This is a genomic window from Streptomyces sp. NPDC054047 (assembly GCF_055585065.1).
In genome coordinates this window covers 159,879-179,245 of sequence record NZ_JBVJKV010000004.1, presented here as the reverse complement: position 1 = coordinate 179,245, position 19,367 = coordinate 159,879, and the positions used below count along the sequence as shown (strand labels likewise).

The 19,367-nt window shown below is 70.6% G+C and carries 17 protein-coding genes and 1 tRNA gene; 6 read left to right on the top strand and 12 right to left on the bottom strand.

Annotation, left to right across the window (positions count from 1 at the left end; translation table 11 throughout):
• Positions 1–100: 100 nt before the first annotated feature.
• The 3 genes from ACZ6ZP_RS17520 to ACZ6ZP_RS17510 all read right to left on the bottom strand — a co-directional run bounded on the left by ACZ6ZP_RS17520 (position 101) and on the right by ACZ6ZP_RS17510 (position 2,689).
• A complete protein-coding gene (locus tag ACZ6ZP_RS17520; RefSeq protein ID WP_469407387.1) occupies positions 101–1,009 on the bottom strand; it encodes a SigB/SigF/SigG family RNA polymerase sigma factor in 909 nt (302 codons plus the stop codon).
• A 784-nt stretch (positions 1,010–1,793) separates the two neighbouring features.
• A complete protein-coding gene (locus ACZ6ZP_RS17515) occupies positions 1,794–2,408 on the bottom strand; it encodes a class I SAM-dependent methyltransferase (RefSeq protein WP_399976222.1) in 615 nt (204 codons plus the stop codon).
• A 188-nt stretch (positions 2,409–2,596) separates the two neighbouring features.
• Positions 2,597–2,689: transfer RNA gene (locus ACZ6ZP_RS17510), tRNA-Asp, on the bottom strand.
• 658 nt (positions 2,690–3,347) lie between these two features.
• On the opposite strand from ACZ6ZP_RS17510, the gene ACZ6ZP_RS17505 reads away from it, so the two are divergent.
• Complete coding sequence (locus tag ACZ6ZP_RS17505) at positions 3,348–4,196, top strand: hypothetical protein (RefSeq protein WP_469407385.1); 849 nt, start codon at positions 3,348–3,350, stop codon at positions 4,194–4,196.
• A gap of 186 nt (positions 4,197–4,382) precedes the next feature.
• Here the strand turns inward: ACZ6ZP_RS17505 and ACZ6ZP_RS17500 are convergent, their stop codons facing one another.
• From ACZ6ZP_RS17500 to ACZ6ZP_RS17485, 4 genes are all read right to left on the bottom strand, one after another.
• On the bottom strand, positions 4,383–4,739 hold the full coding sequence (locus ACZ6ZP_RS17500) for a hypothetical protein (protein ID WP_469407384.1): 357 nt from the start codon (positions 4,737–4,739) through the stop codon (positions 4,383–4,385).
• Between the two features lie 644 nt (positions 4,740–5,383).
• Entirely contained in the window at positions 5,384–6,421 is a 1,038-nt protein-coding gene (locus ACZ6ZP_RS17495) for an MASE1 domain-containing protein (RefSeq protein ID WP_351166605.1), read from the bottom strand.
• A gap of 73 nt (positions 6,422–6,494) precedes the next feature.
• Positions 6,495–7,319 (bottom strand): PP2C family protein-serine/threonine phosphatase, encoded by an 825-nt coding sequence (locus tag ACZ6ZP_RS17490; RefSeq protein ID WP_351166603.1) that lies wholly within the window; start codon positions 7,317–7,319, stop codon positions 6,495–6,497.
• Positions 7,320–7,516: 197 nt separating this feature from the next.
• Entirely contained in the window at positions 7,517–7,984 is a 468-nt protein-coding gene (locus tag ACZ6ZP_RS17485; protein WP_351166601.1) for a MarR family winged helix-turn-helix transcriptional regulator, read from the bottom strand.
• A 102-nt stretch (positions 7,985–8,086) separates the two neighbouring features.
• Between ACZ6ZP_RS17485 and ACZ6ZP_RS17480 the strand changes: the two genes are divergently transcribed.
• Entirely contained in the window at positions 8,087–9,301 is a 1,215-nt protein-coding gene (locus ACZ6ZP_RS17480; RefSeq protein ID WP_366464670.1) for an amidohydrolase family protein, read from the top strand.
• A gap of 42 nt (positions 9,302–9,343) precedes the next feature.
• Here the strand turns inward: ACZ6ZP_RS17480 and ACZ6ZP_RS17475 are convergent, their stop codons facing one another.
• The 3 genes from ACZ6ZP_RS17475 to ACZ6ZP_RS17465 all read right to left on the bottom strand — a co-directional run bounded on the left by ACZ6ZP_RS17475 (position 9,344) and on the right by ACZ6ZP_RS17465 (position 11,221).
• Positions 9,344–10,237 carry an NAD-dependent protein deacetylase gene (locus tag ACZ6ZP_RS17475; RefSeq protein ID WP_351166599.1) on the bottom strand — a complete coding sequence of 298 codons (894 nt, stop codon included), beginning with the start codon at positions 10,235–10,237 and terminating at the stop codon, positions 9,344–9,346.
• Between the two features lie 68 nt (positions 10,238–10,305).
• Complete coding sequence (locus ACZ6ZP_RS17470; protein ID WP_351166597.1) at positions 10,306–10,833, bottom strand: isochorismatase family protein; 528 nt, start codon at positions 10,831–10,833, stop codon at positions 10,306–10,308.
• Positions 10,834–11,041: 208 nt separating this feature from the next.
• The gene (locus tag ACZ6ZP_RS17465; protein ID WP_351166595.1) at positions 11,042–11,221 is read right to left on the bottom strand and encodes a hypothetical protein; all 180 of its coding nucleotides are present in this window, start codon (positions 11,219–11,221) and stop codon (positions 11,042–11,044) included.
• A gap of 192 nt (positions 11,222–11,413) precedes the next feature.
• On the opposite strand from ACZ6ZP_RS17465, the gene ACZ6ZP_RS17460 reads away from it, so the two are divergent.
• Positions 11,414–12,196, top strand: coding sequence for a PASTA domain-containing protein (locus ACZ6ZP_RS17460; RefSeq protein ID WP_383824606.1), 783 nt, complete (start codon positions 11,414–11,416; stop codon positions 12,194–12,196).
• 21 nt (positions 12,197–12,217) lie between these two features.
• On the opposite strand, the gene ACZ6ZP_RS17455 is transcribed toward ACZ6ZP_RS17460, so the two are convergent.
• Positions 12,218–15,601 carry a BTAD domain-containing putative transcriptional regulator gene (locus ACZ6ZP_RS17455; protein WP_469407381.1) on the bottom strand — a complete coding sequence of 1,128 codons (3,384 nt, stop codon included), beginning with the start codon at positions 15,599–15,601 and terminating at the stop codon, positions 12,218–12,220.
• A 146-nt stretch (positions 15,602–15,747) separates the two neighbouring features.
• Here ACZ6ZP_RS17455 and ACZ6ZP_RS17450 point away from each other — a divergent pair, with 146 nt between their 5' ends.
• The 3 genes from ACZ6ZP_RS17450 (at position 15,748) to ACZ6ZP_RS17440 (ending at position 17,427) form a co-directional block, all read left to right on the top strand.
• Positions 15,748–16,431 carry a hemerythrin domain-containing protein gene (locus tag ACZ6ZP_RS17450; RefSeq protein WP_383824612.1) on the top strand — a complete coding sequence of 228 codons (684 nt, stop codon included), beginning with the start codon at positions 15,748–15,750 and terminating at the stop codon, positions 16,429–16,431.
• Positions 16,432–16,499: 68 nt separating this feature from the next.
• Positions 16,500–16,946 carry a DUF4267 domain-containing protein gene (locus ACZ6ZP_RS17445; protein WP_469407380.1) on the top strand — a complete coding sequence of 149 codons (447 nt, stop codon included), beginning with the start codon at positions 16,500–16,502 and terminating at the stop codon, positions 16,944–16,946.
• A gap of 19 nt (positions 16,947–16,965) precedes the next feature.
• Entirely contained in the window at positions 16,966–17,427 is a 462-nt protein-coding gene (locus ACZ6ZP_RS17440) for an SRPBCC family protein (RefSeq protein ID WP_366464664.1), read from the top strand.
• A gap of 64 nt (positions 17,428–17,491) precedes the next feature.
• Here ACZ6ZP_RS17440 and ACZ6ZP_RS17435 read toward each other — a convergent pair whose 3' ends face one another.
• Entirely contained in the window at positions 17,492–19,249 is a 1,758-nt protein-coding gene (locus ACZ6ZP_RS17435) for a putative Ig domain-containing protein (protein WP_351166583.1), read from the bottom strand.
• Between the last annotated feature and the right edge of the window lie 118 nt (positions 19,250–19,367).

The following is a 19,367-nucleotide window of genomic DNA, read 5'->3' as shown; positions in this document are numbered from 1 at the left end:
CGAAGACGACACACACGGTGCAGGAACATAGCTGATCGCGTTCACACGCACCTCGGTGGGCCCTGTCACGTACGCCGACAACAGCTCATCGACCGGTCGCTCACCGGTTCCCTCGACGAGGACCGGGACCAGGCCGCCGAACTGCGGGTGCGTGAGCCGTACCGGGGCGGGGCCTCACGGCGGCAGGGCAGCAGGGGGATTCGGTCGGGAGGAGGCCGGTGCGGAGCATGGCGAGGGTGTGGCTGAGGAGGCGGGAGACGTGCATCTGGGACAGGTGCAGTTCACGGCCGATCTCCGTTTGGGTCATCTCCTGGCCGAACCGCATTTCGATGATGACCCGTTCCCGCTCGCCCAGCTGCGCCAGCAGCGGGCCCAGTGCGTGCAGATCCTCGAACAGGTCCATGGCCGGATCGAGATCTCCCATGGTGTCCGCGTACTTCCGCCCCCCTCCCTCTTCATCGTCACCGGCGGGAGAGTCGATGGATCCGGCGACGTAGCCGTTCGCGGCGACAAGACCGTCGGTGACCTCGGCCTGGGTCAGGCCCAGGTCGACGGCCAGTTCCTGCACCGTGGGCGTGCGGTCCAGCTGGATGGCCAGCGCCTCCTGGCTCTTGGCCAGCTCGACGCGCAGTTCCTGCAGGCGCCTGGGGACATGCACGGCCCAGGTGGTGTCGCGGAAGAGGCGTTTGATCTCACCGAGGATGTAGGGGATCGCGAACGAGGAAAGCTCGACCTCACGTGTCAGGTCGAACCGGTCGATGGCCTTGATCAGACCTATGGTGCCGACCTGGACGATGTCCTCCATGTCGCTGCCCACGCGGTTGCGGAAGCGGTGGGCTGCGAAGGCCACCAGAGAGACGTTCATCTCGATCAGTGTGCTGCGGACGTACTGATACTCGCCGGTGCCCTCTTCCAGGGCCTGCAGCCGGTCCAGGAACAGCCTGGACAGCACGCGCGCGTCCCGGGGAGTGACCTTGGCCGCATCCTCGATCCACGGCAGATCAGCCATGTGCTCTTGCATTCCCGTACGGAAAGCCGATGTTGCGGAGGCGCTCACGGAGGGGTACACGATGCCGCCTCAATCGGGAAAGCAGGTTGATCCCCTTCTGCCCCCTCCGATGTCATCTATGTAGAGATGGCAGTGATTCTTACCGTTATCGGGATTGGCTCTCCCCCTCAGCAGCCCGGCGTCACGCAGCTCCTCCTTGTGCTCGACCAGGGCCTGTCCGGCTGATCAGATGCTGCCGAACAGGCCCCGGGCCGGAAGGACTCAGCGCTTGAGCGGGAAGGTGAAGTCGCCCGGGAGCCTGCCGATCAGACGCACCGGCCGCACAGGTGTCCGCGTCGCACAGCGGGCCGAGATCTGGCCGTCACCGGCGCAGGCACCCACCGGCCGCGGTGCGCCCGGTGCGGCGGCGGACCGTACGGCGACTGCCAGGCCGGCCGCTCGGGTCGCACGGAAGGCGCGTACGTCCGCTCCAGGACTGTTTGCCTGGTGGTGTTTCCGCGCCCGGAGGCGCACCCAGGGCAACGGCGGAGAACATTTTGCAGGCAGGTGGGCACGACCACCCTGTTTTCTGACACAGGCATACACCGGTTCCAGTGAGAAGACCGCAGCGAAAAGGAGCGCGGCGCACAGGTGCGACGCGCGACGGATCAGCGCTCGGGGAATCTCACTTGGTGTACAACGGCACGTCCTTGACAGGGCGACTATGGGCGGGAGCACGCTAACGGCTCGCAGGAGTGCGGTTCCACTGCTTTTTCAGGCAAGGCCCCGGAGGGGGCGGCGCTCTTCAGTCGCGATGCGCCCGATGGACACTGACGGCATAGCCGCCGCCCTCGTAGGGGTGGGCGTCCCATGTCGCGAAGCGGTCGACGAAGGTGAGGCCGGCCGCGGCGCAGTAGGCGTCGTACTCCGGCAGCGTGATGGCGGGCGGCACCGGCAGGTGGGCTCGGTCCAGGCCGAACCCGGCGACCATGAGGCCACCCGGGCGCAGGGCGGCGGCCAAGCGGCTGATCGCCGCGGCCTCAGTACCTGCGGCGAGGAGCGGGAAGATGTTCCCGGCAGCGACCACGAGGTCGAAGTCCGCGACGACCTGAAGCTCAGCCGGGTCGAACGTGGCCAGGTCGGCCTGGACCCAGGGCAGTTGTGGAGCCTGCCTGCGCGCCACGGCCAGCATGGACGCATCGAGATCGACCCCGACACAGTCGTACCCGAGCTCAGCCAACCGGATCATGACCCGGCCGGTACCGCACCCGGCATCCAGCACCCGCGCCCCGGCGGGCACCAGCGCGGCGCAGAACTGCGCCTCACCGTGCATGTCCTTGCCGCTTCCGGCCAGGGTCGCGAACCGGGCGGCGTAGTCCTCTCCGGACGTCCCACCAGTCAACTCTTCCCAACGGTTCATGACGCACAAGGTACGTGAGCGGCACGAGTGCTCGCTCCTTGAAGGCGGCGTCGGCGCCGGGCGTGTGGCCGACACGACGCGAGCCGCCCGCCCGGTTTCCCCGGGCGGGCGGCTCACGTCGGTTGTTCAGAGATCAGACTCGGCGGCGGCGACGTAAGCGTCCTTGGCCGCTGGACGACACCGGCCAGGGCCGGCGACGGGATTCGAACCCGCGTTGCTCTCTTGACAGGAGAAGTAGCCGCAGCCTGCGCACCTGAACAGTCATCACCCTAGCCACCGGCTCCGCGGCGAGCATCTGAATTGCGCGCTGACGCGCCCTCAGACTGCTCACTGCGTCGCGGCCCCGACGCAACTTTAGGCGGGGACGGAGGCACATGCTTGGCGGCGGCGGTGGCTGCGGCGCACGATGCGGGGTCGGCGAGTAGGGCAACCGTACTGGTCGAACGTGCCTTGGGGACTGTTCAGTCGCGCAGGAACCGCATGAGCGGCAAATGGGCTCTGGCCGCGGGCAGTTGGTGTCAGGTGGTCGGCGCGGGCCACCGCGTCGACCACCTAAGGGCCCACGGCTGACTCGGCTCCGGCCGCTTTCCATGCCGGCCCCATCGCCGCCCGAGGCGCGTCGCACGGGCAGCCCTGCCCGCCACCAGGCCTGGCCGGTCCTGCAGTAATGACTATCGAGTGCAAGGAGCCGCCGGACGCCCCGCCCTTCCGCGCTTGATCCCGGAGTTCGAGCTCCGCGCCGCTCGAGCCCTCCCGCCGCGCGGGGGCACGCGGGCACCACTGCCCACCTGCGATTCCTTCTACCCGCCCTGCTCACGCACCGCTCAAGCCCCCTGTCTCGGCGGGACACTCCAGGCGACGGGACATGGAGAACCCCAATCATCGCTTCCCTGACAAGGGTCAGGCGAACAGGCATCACCCCACTCCGAGAGGGATCTCATGGGCCGCATCCGCACCATCTCAGTCACTGCCGGGGCAGTCGCCCTGGCCGCCGCCAGCAGCATTCTGCTCCCGACCTCCGCTCATGCAGCCGTGGCCTGCAACGAAACCGCACTCATCACCGCCATCAATGCCGCCAACACGGCCGGCGGCGGCAACGTGGTTCTCACCTCGGGCTGCACCTACACCCTCACCACACCCCATAGCAGCGACGGCAACGGACCCAACGGCCTTCCGGTCATCACCACCGCCATCACCCTGACCGGCGACAACAACATCATCACCCGCTCGACAGCACTGCTCACCCCCGCCTTCCGCATCGCCAAGGTCGCAGGGACCGGCAACCTGACCCTCAAGGGCAACGTCACGCTCAACAACGGCAAGGCCGCCACGAACGGCGGCGGCATCCTCAACTTCGGCGCGGTGACCCTCACCGCCAGCGCGCTCACCGGCAACACCGCTCTGGGCAAGGGCGGCGGACTGGCCAATGCGGATATCGCCGCCCCCACGACAGGGGCGACGGCGACCCTCACCGGCAGCACCGTGTCAGGCAACACCTCCGTCGGCCGAGGCGGTGGCATCTACAACGGTTTGCGCGGCACGCTGACGACCACCAGCAGTTTCGTCAACGGGGCAAACACAGCCTCCCAGGGCGGCGGCATCGCCGCCGTCGACTCCACCGCGACCACTCTGACCAGCACCCCCGTCAGCGCCAACCATGCCCTCCTCGCAGCGGGCGGCATCTACCGCCTGAACGGCACCATGACCGTCACTACGTCCCCCATCGGCAGCAACACCCCCAACAACTGCACCAGCAGTTCCCCCGCAGTCCCCAGTTGCGTCGGCTGACCGTCCCCGCTCCGGCTCGCTGGCTGAGCGCCCCACACAACAAGTGACCGGGCCTGTGCCCGTCCCCCGAAAGGGACGGGCACAGGCCCGGTGTTCGTTCCGAGGAACGACGCGAGGTGGCCTCTTGGTCCCGCAACTCGAAGTGCGAAGCTACGGGTTCCGACCAGTCGGGTCGGGTCGGGAACGTCAGGGAGCCGGGACGCCCGGCACTACACAACCCGCGGCGGCGGCTGCGGTCTTGAGCGCGGCAGCGGCCGCGTCATTGGCCGTCGCCTGCGCCTTGAGGGCTTCCGCTGCCGTGGCCTGGGCAGCGGCCGGGTCGGTCGCGATGACCAGAGCGGCGGCCATGGAGGCCGCCGCGGTGACGTTGGCCGCCGCATGAGCCGCGGCCGCGGTACCCGCGTCCTTGAGCAGACCCACACAGGCCGCCGCATCGGGCGGGCCGGGATCGGCAGCAGCGGCCGACGGAGCGCTCAACAGCCCACCGCCGATCACCAGAACCGAAACCGACAGAGACATGGCAGCCGTACGACGAAGCTTCATGGCCGAACTCCTGACGCATAGGGGGACAAGCCCACACAGGGCAGAGCCAATACCGGAGCCTCGGCTACCGGACCCACAGCCACACGACAGGCAACACGAGATGCGCTGCCCGTCCTGCGGCAAACCACGACACGGCGTCCCACCAGAGCCGACCACGCCCCCGCCCCATCCGCCCCCTCAAGCAGGCCGAACGAGGCCCGGGCTCATGCCGGACAGCCGCGGCGAGGGTGGCGCGTTAGCAGGCAAACGGGGCACTGGCCTGGCCACCCCGGCCGCTGACCAGCAAACAACTCCACGTCTGGCGGCGCGCCGCGGAGACAGTAAGTACAGGCGGCGGTCAGGACGCTCGCACCGCCGCCGCGGTCACAGCGTCACGGCCCCGGCCCGACCTTTCGCTCATCACGGGCTCAACGCCGGGTTGTACTTCCACCACGCCGAACTCGACCGCCCGAAGCAACCCGGCGACTTGCCGGTTCACGACCTTCGAGCTCATCCGGTCCGCGGAGGTGGCCGACCGACTCCGAGAGCCGACGAAGCCGGCCAAGCGGCATGCCTGAGCGAGCTGCTGAAGATCTCCGACAGCGAGGGCGTCGACAGTGTCTCGTGTTTCCGTTCGCGCGTCGGGCCATGGGCCAGGGAACGCGTCAGACGTCCCGGGCGCTGTCCGTCGCCGGCGGTGTGTCGTCGGTGCGGAGGTCAGGGGTGTGCCTGGCGGACAGTTCGGGCGGGGTCTCCCCCGCGGCGAGGTGCTCCAGGACTTCCGCCAGTTCTCGACAGGCGCTCTGCACCGAGCGTCGGGTGGCGCGCTGTTCGGAGACCATGGAGGACAGCAACAGTGCCGTCAGCGCGGTGGCACCGTTGAACGCCTGGAGTTTGGTCATGACCTCGATGGCCGACAGGTGGAGGAAGGCTCCTTGCTGCGTACTCGCCTCGAAGGTGGTGAGCACGGAGGCGAACAGCGCGCACAGCATGCTCCCTGCCAGCTGGAAGCGCAGCGCCACCCAGATCAGCAGTGGGAAGACGAGGAAGAGCAGACTCAACTCGCCGAGCACGGCCAGAGGTACGACGATCAAGGTCGCGAGAGCCAGGAACAGCATCTCCTTCCAACGCCTCAGGCGCAGGGGTCCAGCGGCTCCCAGCAGCACGAGCAGGAGTGGGGTGACCAGCAGGACCCCCATCGCGTCGCCCACCCACCAGGCCAGCCACACGGACCAGAACTCCCCTGTGGCCAGTTCGCCGGTCACCACCTGTAGCCCGACGCCCGCCGTGGCACTGATCAGCATGGCTCCGAGCCCGCCGAGGAAGACCAGGGCCAGTCCGTCGCGCAGACGGGAGATGCCGACCCGGAATCCGGCCCGTCGCAGCAGCAGATAGGCGCAGACCGGGCCGAGGGTATTGCCCGCCACGGTGACCAGCGTGGTGAGCTGCGGGGTGGTGAGGGAGGCGATGAGGAGGAGCGAGCCGACGGCGATCCCGGGCCAGACCGACACGCCGTAGACGAGCAGGGCGGCGAGGGCAACGCCGGTGGGCGGCCAGATGGGTGTGACGATCACTCCTTCGACGGTGAGCCTGCCGAGCAGGCCCAGACGCCCGGCTACGTAGTAGCAGACGGCCACGGCCAGTGCCTTGAGTACTGCCTCCCAGGACAGCCGGGACCGCCGAGTCACCAACACAGCAGTCATCAGACACCGCTCCGGCCATTTCGGCCATGCGAACGCCGCTGAGCTTGCCTCTTGCGGGGTGCGGTGAGCGCGGCTACGGGACGCCGCCGTCATGGCCGACGATGAGAACGGCGGCATCGTCCTCGTGTCCCACCGTGTCCGCCAGCCGCATGACACCGCTTGCCAGGGCGTTGATGCCCAGTCCGGCAGCGGTGGTGATCTCGGCCAGGCGCGTCACCCGCTGCAGGCCTTCGTCGAGGCTCAGTGACGGCCCTTCCACCACGCCGTCGGTCAGCAGCACGACGACGCCTCCCGTGGTGAGCCGGTGGCACGTCACGGGGTACTCGGCGCCTTCGAGTACGCCGAGCGGGGGGCCGCATTCGCCTTCGTCGACACCGGACCGGCCGTCGGCGGTGGCCCAGATGTGGGGGATGTGGCCTGCCCGAGCGCACTCCAGGACGCCGGTGGCCGGATCGAGCCGGAGGAAAGCGCAGGTCGCGAAGAGGTCCGCGCCCAGGGAGACGAGGAGATCGTTGGTGCGCGCGAGCAGTTCCCCTGGGTCGCCCGTGACGGAGGCCAGCGCACGCAGGCCGACCCGGACCTGCCCCATGAACGCGGCGGCCTGGATGTTGTGTCCCTGGACGTCGCCGATGGACAGGCCGATACGGCCGTCGGGCATGGTGAAGGCGTCGTACCAGTCTCCGCCGACGTTGAGCCCGTGCGTGGCGGGCATGTATCCCACGGCCAGCCGGACGCCGGGAGGCTGGGGAAGATCATGGGGCAGCATGCCGCGCTGGAGCGCCACTGCCAGCTCGACCCGGGAGCGCTGCATCTCCGCGAGCTCCCGGGCCCGGGCAGTGAGGGCTCCGAGCCTGGCAAGCAGCTCGTCACCGTCGTCGGCCGCCTGCGTACGGAACATTGTTCGCCCCGGGTTCCGCGAGAGCACCCCGCTTCAGTTCAGCCGTTGTCCGCCACATGCACCGCTGGCACAACCATGCGTTCAAGTGTGCCCGCAGATGGCGGCGGTCGCACCCTGTCGCGTTGCCCCCGGAGTTCGGCACGGAGTCGCCGCCGACGCCTGGACTCCTGGCCGTGGCTCGGTCCCGGGGCGCTCGTTCAATCGCGGCTTGGGGTCTGTTTCCTGGACCAGGCGGTGGCGTCGGCTCCGTATCGAGTCAGGAGCCGTGCGAACTGGGTCCGCTCCTCCGGTGACCAGGCGACAGTGATCTCCAGGAACGCTTCTCGCTGTTCGACGGCGAAGCGGTTGCGTTCGGCCTCGCCGTGCTCGGTGAGTTCGAGCACGGTGCGGCGTCCGTCGGACTGGGATGCCGCCCGCCGCAGCAGCCCGTCCGCTATGCAGGCGGCGACGGTCCGGCTGGCCACCGGCTGCACGACCCCCATCTCGGCGGCGAGCCCACCGACGGTCGTCTCGCCCGGCGCGTCGGCGATGACGTTGAGCACGAGGTTGCGGGAGAGGTCCTTGCCCGATGCCGGTGCGCGTCGCCGCAGACGGGACAGCGCCGGGCCGATCTGATCCAGCGTCCGGTCGTCGGGAGGCTGCTCGGAGGAGGAGGTGCTGCTCATGTGCCGAGTCTAGGCCCGGCCAGCACATTTGCATACCATTCAACAAGTGCATAGCATCAGGTATGTAAATATTGAACGAGCCAGGAAATGAGGCGGACCGCCATGGCGCTCACCGCGATCACCAACGCGCAGATCTTCGACGGGGAGAAGGCGGTCGGCGTGCGGACCGTGGTCATCGACGGCGGGAGGATCGCCCGCGTCGGCGGCGACGCTCCCGAGGGCAGCGAGATCATCGACGGCAGCGGCGCCACACTGCTGCCGGGACTCATCGACGCCCACGTCCACTCCGCCCCGGGCTCCCTGGCGCTCGCCCTGCGGTTCGGGGTGACGACCGAACTGGAGATGCAGGGGATGAACACCCGGGAGAACCGGGGGGCCATCACCGACGACGACACCCAGGCCGACGTGCGCTCCTCCGGCTTCGCCATCACACCGCCCGGTGGCCACCCGAGCGAGCTGATGCCCGAAGGGTTTCGGCCCAAGTGGGACCTTCCCCCGGTGATGCCCCTGATGCCGTTCTCCACCACACCCGAGGAGGCCGCCGCCTTCGTGCCGCAGCTCCTCGCCCGGGGGTCCGACTTCATCAAGTTCATGATCGACGACGGCAGCGTAGAGGGACACCCCGGGCTGCCCGCGCTCGACCGGGCCACCGTGCACGCCGGCGTCGCCGAAGCCAAGAAGTACGGCGCACTGACCGTGGCCCACGCGCTGACCGTGGAGGCCACCAGGACGGCCGCCGAAGCCGGCATCGACGGCCTGACCCACGTGTTCATGGACCAGCCGCACACCGCCGAGATCATCGGCCTGATCAAGGACGCGGGCATGTTCGTCATCCCCTGCGTCACTCTCAACGCCTCGATGATGGGGATCACCGGCAGCGAACTCGCCGACGACCCCCGGGTCGCCGCACGCCTCGACGCCGACTGGGACCGGACCCTGCGCTCCAGCTATGACCGCTACCCGCAGGGCAAGCTCCACGACGTGTACGACACCGTGCGCGCACTGGACGCTGCCGGTGTCGACGTGCTCGCCGGCACCGACGTCTCCATGCCCGAGACGTTCTTCGGGGGCCTGGCACACGGAGCGAGCCTGCACCACGAGCTGCAATACCTGGTGGCGGCCGGCCTCACACCCGCAAGGGCCCTGCGCGCGGCCACGGCGACCACGGCCCGCCGCTTCCGCCTCAGCGACCGGGGCCGCATCGCCGAGGGGCTCCGCGCCGACCTCCTGCTGGTCGACGGCGACCCGACCAGCAACATCAGCGACACCCTCAACACCCGTGCCGTCTGGCGCCGCGGCACCCGAATGGCGGCATGAGCGCAGTCCCTCCCCTTCGAGGGAGGGAGCTGATGTTCCCGCTCAGGGAGACACCCTCGCCACCAGGGCGGGCAGCGCCTCCCCCAGGGGCAGTTCCACGCGCTGGGTGGCCCACCGGTCCCCGCGGGTCGGGCCTTGATTGACGATCAGGACCGGAGTGCCGGCCTGCGCCGCCTGGCGCACGAACCGCAGCCCGGACATGACGGTGAGGGAGGAGCCCAGCACCAGCAGGACGGCAGCCTCATCGACAAGGCGGCGGCACGCCGCGACCCGCTCGGGAGGCACGTTCTCTCCGAAGAAGACGACGTCCGGCTTGAGGACCCCGTGGCCACAGGCCGCGCACGCCACCACCTGGAATTCGCGAACCGCCGCGTCGGGCAGTTCGACGTCACCGTCCGGATTGACGCGCGCCGCACGGTAACGCTCGGCGGCGGCCTCGAACCCCGGGTTGACCGCACGCAGCCGTTGGTCGAGCTCCCCGCGAGCGCTGCCCTGCCCACAGGCCAGGCACACCACCCGGCTCAGGCTCCCGTGGAGTTCGATGACGTCCCGGGCCCCGGCGGACTGCTGAAGCCCGTCGACGTTCTGTGTGATCACGCCGGTGACCAGGCCTGCTTCGGCCAAGGCGGTCACGGCCCGGTGACCGGCGTTCGGCCGGGCGCGCGTCATGGCCCGCCATCCCAGCTGGCTACGGGCCCAATACCGCTGCCGGGCCTGCTCGGCGCCGACGAACTCCTGGTACGTCATGGGAGTGTGCCGACGCAGGGAGCCGTGCTCTCCGCGGTAGTCCGGGATACCCGACTCGGTGGACAGCCCGGCCCCGCTCAGCACCGCGACGTTGCCCGCGCGCACCGCCTCGACGACAGCCGTGAGATCGGTCGAGGCCGGGAGCAGGCCGCCAGTAGGCTCCCAGGTCAGCGTGGGGCGCGTGCGCATACCTGCCAGCTTACGTTTCTGGCGCCCGTGTACCGCGATCCCTTCCGACATCCGCGCGACCGGACGCGTCAGGACGAGGAGGCGGCCTTCAGCGTGAGTTCGGCGCTCGACGCCACCTGGCCGAAGCGGGGCAGGTTCAGCGTGATCGCCGCCTGGTGCTCCGCCGAGGTGAGAGCGGTCATGGCGTCCTCCGCGAAGACCAATTCGTAGCCGTGGTCGGACGCCGCGCGGGCCGTTGATTCGACGCCCATGTTGGTGGCGATGCCGGCAAGGACGAGGGTGGACACCTTCCGTTCCTGCAAGATTTCGTGCAGGCCGGTGCGGTGGAAAGCGCCGACGGTGCCCTTGACGACTGACTCGTCCGCCAGGGCCGCTACCCGCTCATGCAGTTCGCTGCCTGGCGGTTGCTCGGCAACATGGGGCCGATCGACCTTCACGGCGACCACCGGCGCGCCGACGGCCCGGAATCGTTCGGCCAGAGCGCAGGCGGCATCCAGCGCCTCGGCGCCGGAACGGGGGCCGAGCGACAGCTCCATGATCCGGGGCATGAGATCGACCAGGACAAGAGCCGTGCCGGCGGGTTCCAGAATGACCATGGAGCGCAGCCTACGCATGCCTTTCGTGGACCGCCCCGGGGTTCGTCGAGTCGGTCCCGAGGCCGGCGATGGCGCAGTTGGTCAGGGCGAAGTCGCTAAGGACGACCCGAACTTCGGAGGTTGCCGGTTGCCGACCCGGCCGCCACCGACCGCGCCACAGCAGGGCGTTCACCCTGGCGGTACATCAACGGCAGGCGGGAACGATCCGCTACTCCCACGCCCGCCCAGGTCGCCAGCAATAGCGCCAGTGCGGATCGTGCGGGGCGATGCCGCCCGCGGTGAGCTCGTACACGGCGTCGGAGCGCACCATCCATGTCGGCAGTGGATCCGGACCCCGGTAGGTCTGCCCGTCGAAGGGCCCGCCCTCGAACCCCAGCGTGTACGTCACGCGTGGGTCAACGGCGTTGAGGGTGAAACGTCACGGCGGGGTCAACGCGACGCACCCTCTGCGTTGCATGTCCCGGACACAACCGGCACTTTCACTCTTCGTAACAGTTGCGTCACTCACTTCCTGGAGCTGGCTTTCCGGGGCGTCTCACCACTTACGGTCATCTGGCACCAACTGACCCATGGGGGACGCGTGTCGGACAACCAGCAGCCTGCCCAGCCGCCCTTCCCGGGGCCCTTTCAGCCGCAGCCGTCCGGCAGACCCCGATGGGCACGCAAACGGATCATGATCCCGGGTGCGCTCCTCATCTTCTTCTTCGGTATCGGCATCGGCTCTTCCGGCAGCAGCAGCCAGGAGAAGACGAGCACCGCAGGTGAGACCGGGCCTCAGCCCGCCGTCACGGTCACAGAGACCGCCGCGGCGGAGCCCGCCAAGGCCGACAAGCCGGCGAACAAGCCGACCAAGGACGACAAGCCGGCATCCGATGAGGACAAGAGCGCGACTGTGCCCAACTTCGTGGGTATGGGCCTGCAATCCGCGCAGGACAAGGCGCAGGAGTCCGGCTTCTACGGGCTCGCTTCGCACGACGCGCTCGGCCGGGACCGGATGCAGGCGTTCGACCGAAACTGGAAGGTGTGCAGCCAGAACGTGAAGGCGGGCGCTTCGAAGCCGACGGACACCAAGCTCGACCTCGGCGCGGTGAAGCTGGAGGAGGACTGTCCGGCGAAGGACGAGAAGCCGCCCGCCTCCAAGGGCGGCAAGATGCCGAACTTCGCGGGCAAGTCGGTGAAGGCGGCCCGCGCCGCACTCGATTCGGGTACGTCCGTCACGGTGGAGGATGCGCTGCCGGACGACCGCTGGGTACTGATGGAGTCGAATTGGAAGGTCTGCTCACAGGAGCCGTCCGCCGGGGCCTCGTTGAAGGGGCAGCCGGTGACGCTCGCGGCGGTCAAGTTCGAGGAGAGCTGCCCCTAGCCGGCTCCTCGTGCCCGACGGTCAACTCGTGCGGCCCAAGGGGCTGTTCCACCGCTCGGCGATCGTGTTCGCGTGGGCGAAGTCCGCGGCGGCGTCCCGGTCCCTGTTCAGGAGGCGGGCCAGGTGGCCGAGGGCGTGGGCGACGGGCGGAATGGCCACGGTGAAGCCCGCGGTGAGGGGCGGGGCGTCCCGGTACGGCGACAAGGCGGCGTACAACTCCTCGGCGCCTTCCCGCAGGCCCAGCGCGGCCATCGTACGGACCCGGAACGTCGCGAAGGCGGTGAAGAAGAAGTCCGGGCGAAGGGGCGCGGCTTCGGCGAGGACCCGGCCTGCCTCCTCGTGCTGTCCGGCATCGGCCAGGGCCGCGGCGAGGACGTCGGCGACGAGCGGGCCGTAGTCGCGGAAGACCTCGCGGGCCCGGGGCACGAATGCGGCAAGGCGCCCTTGGGCCAGTCTGACGGCGGCGACCGCGATGACCAGGTATCCGTCGGCGTGCGGCGATCCCTGCGCCGCCATCTGTACGCTCGCCCGGGTGTAGAGCCGTTCGGCGTCGTCGTAGCGCCCCTCGATGAGAGCGAGCGTGGCCAGGGCGCATTCGCTGACGGCGAGCGGGCCCGGCATCCGGTAGGCGCGGGCGAGGCTGAGGGATTGCTCGGCGAGACGGCGGGTCGCCGCGACATCCCCCTCGACGGCTGCGGCCCCGGCCTGTTGGAAGAGCCCGAACCAGCTGTGGATCGGCAGATCGTGCGCGGTGCCGAGCCGGTGGAGTTCGGCGCTCAGGTCGGCGACCTGACGTGTCTCGCGGTCGACGTCGAGCTCGCGGGCGAGCGTCGCGAGCGCCAGCGCCTCCAGGGCGGGATCGCCAAGGCCCCTGGCCAAGGTGAGCGCCTCACCGGCCGCGGCGCGCACGCGCGCATCCTGCGTGTTGGAGAGCTCCGCCGAGTAGGCGTCCAACAGGCGGCAGCGTACGGCCGGTTCGAGGCCGGGCCGGGTCAGCAGCCGCTCCAGGGCCGCCACGAGGGGTTCGTCGACGGTGCCATAGCGCCGGGTCTGCCAGGGCGTCGGCTCCGTCCATGCCGTGAACGCGCGGATCAGCAGGTCGTCACGGGTCGCGGCGGCCGCCCGGTCGATGGCCTCCTGGCGCGTGGCACGGGCGGCCGTGATCGCTCCCGCCCGCACCTGGGCGCGCAGCAGCCTGCCGAGCAGGTCGATCCGCTCGGCGTCACGGTCCTCGTACGTGTCGGCCGGTGTGTGCTCGAAGCGTTCCAGGGCCTGGCCGAGCAGGTCGGCCGCGGTGTCGTGGGCGTAGCGGGACTCCGCCAGGGCGGCGGCCCGCACGCAGTAATGGACGGCCTTCGCCGCCGTCGCCGTCGAGGCGGCGTGCGCATAGTGGTGGGCCAGTGCCGACACGTCGTCGCGGCCCAGGCGCTCCATGCTCGCCGCGATCCGCCCGTGCGTACGGGTGGCGCGCAACCGGCTCAGGTCGGCCAGGAGGGTGTCGCGGACCAGGGCGTGCACGAACCGCACGTGCCCTGGGGCGGGTTCGGTGAGCAGCCCGGCGATCAGGCCGCTCTCCAGCGCGTCGAGGACCGTGTCCTCGCCGCTGTCGGCCGCCCCGGTGAGCACTTCGACGTCGGCCTCGCGCCCGGCGACCGCGGCGATGCGCAGCACGGCGACCGTCGCGTCGGGAAGCCGTCCCAGCCTGCGGCGCAGGACGTCGCGTACGCCCTCCGGCACTTCACCGAGGGCCACCAGGGCCCCTTCGCTCGCCAGGAGCCGGGCGCTCTCGCGGAGGTAGAAGGGGTTGCCCGCCGTGCGCTCGGCGAGCGCGGCCACCGTCGGGGTGTCCACCTCGGCCCCGCACACGGCGCCGACCAGCTCGGCGACAGCGCCATCGCCGAGGCCTTGCAGCGGCACCCGGAGCGGGGCCTGCCGGGCGAGAGCGGCGAGCGTCTCCCCCAGGGGCCCCTCCGTCTCATCCGGACGGTAGGCGCCGACCGCCAACAGCCGTGTCCCGCCAGGCAGTTCACCCATGCCGCTGAGCAGTGCGAGGGTCTGGGCGTCCGCCCAGTGCAGGTCGTCGAGAAGGACAGCCACCGGCCGCTGACGCGCCGCCGCCGCGAGCCACGCCCACACGGCCCTGCGCAGCCGGAACCGTCCCGCCGCGGCGTCCGCGCCCGGTGCGGCGGCGGACGCCCGCTCGGAGAGCAGCGGCGCGAGAACGTCGGCCGTGTCCGGCGGGGGCGGCAGCACTTCGGCGACCGCCTGTAGGGCCTGCGTCCAGGCCCAGGCGGGCGGCGCTCCCTCGGCGTCGGTGGCAGTACCCGCCGCGACGAGCCACCCCTCGCCCCGAAGTCGTCGGCCGAACTGCTCCAGAAGCGCGGTCTTGCCCAGCCCCGCCTCGCCCGTGACCAGGGCGATCGACGGACCTTGGGTGCCGGCTTGGCGCGCGGCGCCTGCCAGGAGAGTGAGCTCGGCGTCACGGCCGAGGAAGGGGGTGAAGCCAAGGCCATCGCCCTGCGTGTCGAAGGCGGTCAGGGCTCCTACCGACCCCTCCACCGCGTCCTGCTGCGGCTGCGGCTGCGGCTGCGGCTGCGCGAGCGTGTCGTCCCCCTGCGTCGGGGCGCCGGTCGCCTCACGCAACGCGTTCAGGTCCTGGGACAGCAGGGCCTGTTCGAGTGCGGTCAGGGCCGGGCCGGGGTCGATGCCGACCTCCTCGGCGAGGGTGGACCGGGCGCGACGCAGTGTGGCCAGCGCGTCGGCCTGACGGCCGTCGGCCCACAGCGCGAGGGCGTGCAGCCGCCAGCCTTCCTCGCGCAACGGCGCCTGCCGGGTGAGGAGTTCGGCCTCGGGGACGGCCGCCCCGGCTGGGTCGGGGCAGCGCAGTTGGGCGGCGATGTGCAGCTCGCGGGCGACCAGGCGCAGCTCGTCCAGGCGGACGACCTCGGGCCCGGCCCACGGCTCGTCGGCCACCTCGGCGTAGGCGGGTCCCTGCCACAGCGCCAGAGCCTCGCGCAGGAGGTCCCGCGCCGCGACGGGCCGCGCGGTCAGCAGGTCCCGCCCTTCGCGCAGCAGCCTCTCGAACCGCCAGGCGTCCACCGCGCCGTCGGGCAGCCGCAGCGCATAGCCGGGCGGGGCGCTGATCAGGAGCTTGGCCGGGGTGCGCGGCGCCCTGCCCGGTTCGAGGAGGCGGCGCAGATTGGAGACGTACGCCTGGAGGGAGGTGATGGCCTGGGCGGGCGGCCGTCCCTGCCAGAGGTCCTCGACGATCCGGTCCAGAGGGACCACCTGGCCGCGGGCGGCGACGAGCAGCGCGAGAAGTGTGCGCTGGCGGCGGCCGCCGAGCGGCACGGGCTCACCGTCCCGCTCGGCCGTGAACGAGCCGAGCACGCGTACGCAGACCATGTCGGTAGAGCCTAGCCGCAGGAAGATCGTCCAAGTCCGGTTCCCGCGGCGAATGTTCGGCCACCGCAACCCCGCCTTCGTGTCCCGGCCTCATCCTCCAAGTCGCTTCCAAGTGCCTTCCAGGAGCCCCGGGCCAGTCTCCTCACATGAACACCAAGCCGAACACACGGACAGCGGACGAAGAACGCCCCGACACCCGGGAGATGGTCATCATCCACCGCGGACTGCGCCGCGAGGCACGCCTGTTGGTGGAGCTGATCGCGGCCGTACCGCCCGGCGACACCGCGCGTGCCACCGTCCTCGCGGGCCACTTCCGCGACTACCGCCTGGGACTGCACAACCACCATCACGGCGAGGACCTGCACCTGTGGCCTGCGCTCCTGGCCAAGGTCGATCTCGAAGCGGACGCCGTGCTGCGCATGGACATCCAGCACGAGCGGATCGCACAGACCCTCACTGCTGCCGAAGCCACTCTGCCCGCCTGGGAGTCCACGGGCGGCGAGCAGGAGCGCGACGCACTCGTGGCGGCGCTCAGCGAGCACCGCGCGGCCCTGGTGGAGCATCTGGACGAGGAGGAGCGGGTGCTGCTTCCTCTTGTCGCACGCCACCTGACCCAGCGGGAGTGGAAGGCGATGGGGGACCACTTCCTGGAGAGCACGCCCAAGCCGAAGCTGCTCCTCTTCCTCGGCATCGTCCTGGAGGACGCCGACCAGGCCGAACGCGCCGCGGTACTCGCCGGTCTGCCCCTGCCCGCGCGCCTGGTCTGGCACGCGGTGGGCCGCCCCCTCTACCGCCGCAGGACCCGCCTGGTGCGCGCCTCCCGCGCCTGATCCCCCGACCGACGCCCTGCCGCGTGCCACTTCGCCTCCGTCACCTCCCTCACCTCTGGAGACATGCCATGAACACCAAGCACATCGCCACCGGTCTCGCCGTCCTGGGCGGCGCCTTCATCGCGTACATCGGAGCCTGTTATCTGCTCGACCCGCAGGCCACCGCGTCCGGGTTCGGCCTGCCGTCCTGGCCCCGGAGGGAACAGGACGGCACGGGGTTCCTCGCCGTGAAGGGCGTGCGGGACCTGGGGTTGGCTCTCGTCGTCTTCGCCCTGCTGTTCACCGGTCAACGCAGGGCGCTGGGGTGGGCGTTCCTCGCGATGGCGTTCGTCCCCGCCGGGGACACGGTGATCGTCCTGAGCAGTGGTGGCTCCGCGGCCACCGCGCTCGGGGTCCACGGCGCGACCGCCGTGGCCGTGGCCGTCACCGCGGTGCTTCTGCTGCGCGAGCGAGCGACAGGGCAGCCGCAGGGCGTGCGCCCCACGGACAGGAACCGCTCGTCACGGGTTTCGTGATCGTGAAAGGGTGGCGCGCATGACGACAGAGCGATTCGAAGTGCAGCGTCAGATAGCCGCGGCCCCGGAGAAGATCTTTGCCTTGTTGTGCGATCCGGCCGGGCATGTGGCGATCGACAGTTCAGGAATGCTCCAGTCCGCCGAGGGAGACGCGGTGCGCGGGGCGGGCGACGAATTCGTCGTCCACATGGACCGTGAGTCGTTGAACGACTACCCGCTGGGCAAGTACGACGTCACCGTGATCATCACGGAGTTCGAGCAGGACGCCCTGATCGAATGGACGATCTCCGGCCAGGTGCAGCCTCCCATCCGGCACCTCTACGGTTACCGGCTCAAGGCGAGCGAGGGCGGCACTCTGGTCACGTCGTACTACGACTGGAGCGAGATCGAGGAACGCTACCGGGAGGCGGGCATCTTCCCCGTCATCCCCGAGGCGGGCCTTCGCGCGACGCTCGGGATTCTGGCGCGGAACGTGGAGTAGCCCCCGACTCGCGGCAGGTCGCCGCCCCCGGCCGTCGTGGCCCGGGGGCGGCGGTTTCACCGGGTCAGGACCAGATCGTGAAGGTGACGGCGACGGAGGCCTTCTTGCCCGTCGCGTCCGTGACAGTCAGCGTCGCGTTGCGAAATCCCCAGCTGGTGGGGGTGCCCGAGATCAGGCCCGTGGTCGGGTGGACGGTCAGTCCTGCCGGGAGGTTCGTCGCGGTGAAGGTGTACGGGGCCGTGCCGCCGGTGGTCTTCAGCGGCAGGCTCATCGGCTTCCCCACGTAGCCGGTCTGGCTGCCGGGATCGGTGAGCTTGGGTGTGCCTGTGCCGGGGGCCGTCACCGTCCACGCGAAGGATGTGGACCCCTTCTTTCCGGCCGTGTCCGTCGCGGTCAGCGTCACCTGGTGGGTGCCCGCGGCCGTCGGGCTGCCCGAGACGGTGCCGGTGGAGGCGTCGAGGGACAGCCCTGCGGGCAGGCCGGTGGCGCTCCATGTGTAGGGGGCCGTGCCGCCCTCCGCGCTGTTGCGCAGCTCCACCCGGCTGCCGGTGACGGTGGTCTGCGCGGACACCGCGGACACAGTCACCTCGCCGGGCTGCGGGTTCGACGTCACCAGCTGGGCGTTGAACTTGGTGAGGGCTTCGTTGACCGGCTGGAAGATGGTGTACTTCTCGCCGCTTCCGCCGCTGCACGTCGCGCTGCCGCCACCGGAGTGGAGGCCGACGGCCCGTCCCCCGGCCGGCGTGACGTAGCTGCCGCCCGAGTCGCCTCCTGCGGAACAGGCGCTGGAGTAGGACAGCCCGTCGATCACCACGTTGCCGTAGTCGACGCTCTGGTTGACCTTGGTGACCTCTCCGCACCGGTATCCGGTCGTCTGGCCCGAGTGGCACACGGCCGTGCCCACGACGGCTTCGGCCGAACCCGTCACGGCGACATCTCCCTCGCCCCAGCCCGCGACCTTGGGTGCCAGGGCCCAGCCCGCCTGGTCGACGTCGACGATGCCCATGTCGCCCTCACGGGCGTTGACCGAACCGGTCCCGTTCTTGTTCGAGGTGCCCACGCGCGTGCCGTCCTTGCCGTACGCGGGCTGGCCGACGTCGTTCGTGCAGTGCCCGGCGGTGAGGAACGCCTTGCCCGCGCCACTCGTGCGCGTCACGGGGAAGCCGATCGAGCAGGGTGACTCGCTGCCGGGTGTCCACTTCTCGCCGCCCACCACGTCGCCGCCCTGCTGGCGGGGTACGTCGCGGGACTCGACCACCCGTATGAGACCGCCGAGGGAGGCGAGCTTGGCCCGCAGGGCCTGGGTGGCCGCGGTGGACGCGGTGGGGTCGACGACCACGTCGACCCGTCCCGCGCGGGCGTCCGGACCCCATGAGCGCACGCCGGGCACCCCGCGGCTCCACTCACCGGCCTGCCGCGCCGCCGCCTCCAACTCGGCGCGTGTACGGCGCACTTCGTGCGCTACCGCTCCGGCGTCCCGCGCGGCCGCAGCGGCCCGGGGCGTGGTGACGGCGGCGTGGAGGCGGCCGTCGGCCGCGTCGAACCACAGGGCGGTGGCCCGGTCGCCGACCGTGGCGCGGATCGCGGTCGCCGCGCGCTGGGCACGGGTCTCGTCGGCCAGGCGCTCGGCCACGCCCGCGCGGCTCATTCCGAGGTCGCGTGCCAGGGCGGCGCGGAGTTCTTCGGGCAGCGGCGTCTCGGCCGTCGTTCCGGGGGCCGGGGCTTCGGGGGTGCCCGCGTGGGCGGGCAGGGCGGCCAGGGCGGTGAGCGCCACCGTGGCCACGAGGCCGGTCAGGAGCGGCCGTTGGGAGAGGGCTCGCATGGGGTGTTCCTTTCGGGGAGGGGTCGCCGGTGACGGAGCATCACCAGCGGTGTGGTGCGTCCGGGGCGGGTGTGGGCGCACCGGTGGGTGCGCCTCCCGAACGGCCCACAGCGTCCTG

Bases quoted from the DNA above. Each gene is read 5' to 3' on its own strand.
- ACZ6ZP_RS17520 (WP_469407387.1), bottom strand. From the start codon at position 1,009: ATGGCTGATCTGCCGTGGATCGAGGATGCGGCCAAGGTCACTCCCCGG.
- ACZ6ZP_RS17515 (WP_399976222.1), bottom strand. From the start codon at position 2,408: ATGAACCGTTGGGAAGAGTTGACTGGTGGGACGTCCGGAGAGGACTAC.
- ACZ6ZP_RS17505 (WP_469407385.1), top strand. From the start codon at position 3,348: ATGGGCCGCATCCGCACCATCTCAGTCACTGCCGGGGCAGTCGCCCTG.
- ACZ6ZP_RS17500 (WP_469407384.1), bottom strand. From the start codon at position 4,739: ATGAAGCTTCGTCGTACGGCTGCCATGTCTCTGTCGGTTTCGGTTCTG.
- ACZ6ZP_RS17495 (WP_351166605.1), bottom strand. From the start codon at position 6,421: ATGACTGCTGTGTTGGTGACTCGGCGGTCCCGGCTGTCCTGGGAGGCA.
- ACZ6ZP_RS17490 (WP_351166603.1), bottom strand. From the start codon at position 7,319: ATGTTCCGTACGCAGGCGGCCGACGACGGTGACGAGCTGCTTGCCAGG.
- ACZ6ZP_RS17485 (WP_351166601.1), bottom strand. From the start codon at position 7,984: ATGAGCAGCACCTCCTCCTCCGAGCAGCCTCCCGACGACCGGACGCTG.
- ACZ6ZP_RS17480 (WP_366464670.1), top strand. From the start codon at position 8,087: ATGGCGCTCACCGCGATCACCAACGCGCAGATCTTCGACGGGGAGAAG.
- ACZ6ZP_RS17475 (WP_351166599.1), bottom strand. From the start codon at position 10,237: ATGCGCACGCGCCCCACGCTGACCTGGGAGCCTACTGGCGGCCTGCTC.
- ACZ6ZP_RS17470 (WP_351166597.1), bottom strand. From the start codon at position 10,833: ATGGTCATTCTGGAACCCGCCGGCACGGCTCTTGTCCTGGTCGATCTC.
- ACZ6ZP_RS17455 (WP_469407381.1), bottom strand. From the start codon at position 15,601: ATGGTCTGCGTACGCGTGCTCGGCTCGTTCACGGCCGAGCGGGACGGT.
- ACZ6ZP_RS17450 (WP_383824612.1), top strand. From the start codon at position 15,748: ATGAACACCAAGCCGAACACACGGACAGCGGACGAAGAACGCCCCGAC.
- ACZ6ZP_RS17445 (WP_469407380.1), top strand. From the start codon at position 16,500: ATGAACACCAAGCACATCGCCACCGGTCTCGCCGTCCTGGGCGGCGCC.
- ACZ6ZP_RS17440 (WP_366464664.1), top strand. From the start codon at position 16,966: ATGACGACAGAGCGATTCGAAGTGCAGCGTCAGATAGCCGCGGCCCCG.
- ACZ6ZP_RS17435 (WP_351166583.1), bottom strand. From the start codon at position 19,249: ATGCGAGCCCTCTCCCAACGGCCGCTCCTGACCGGCCTCGTGGCCACG.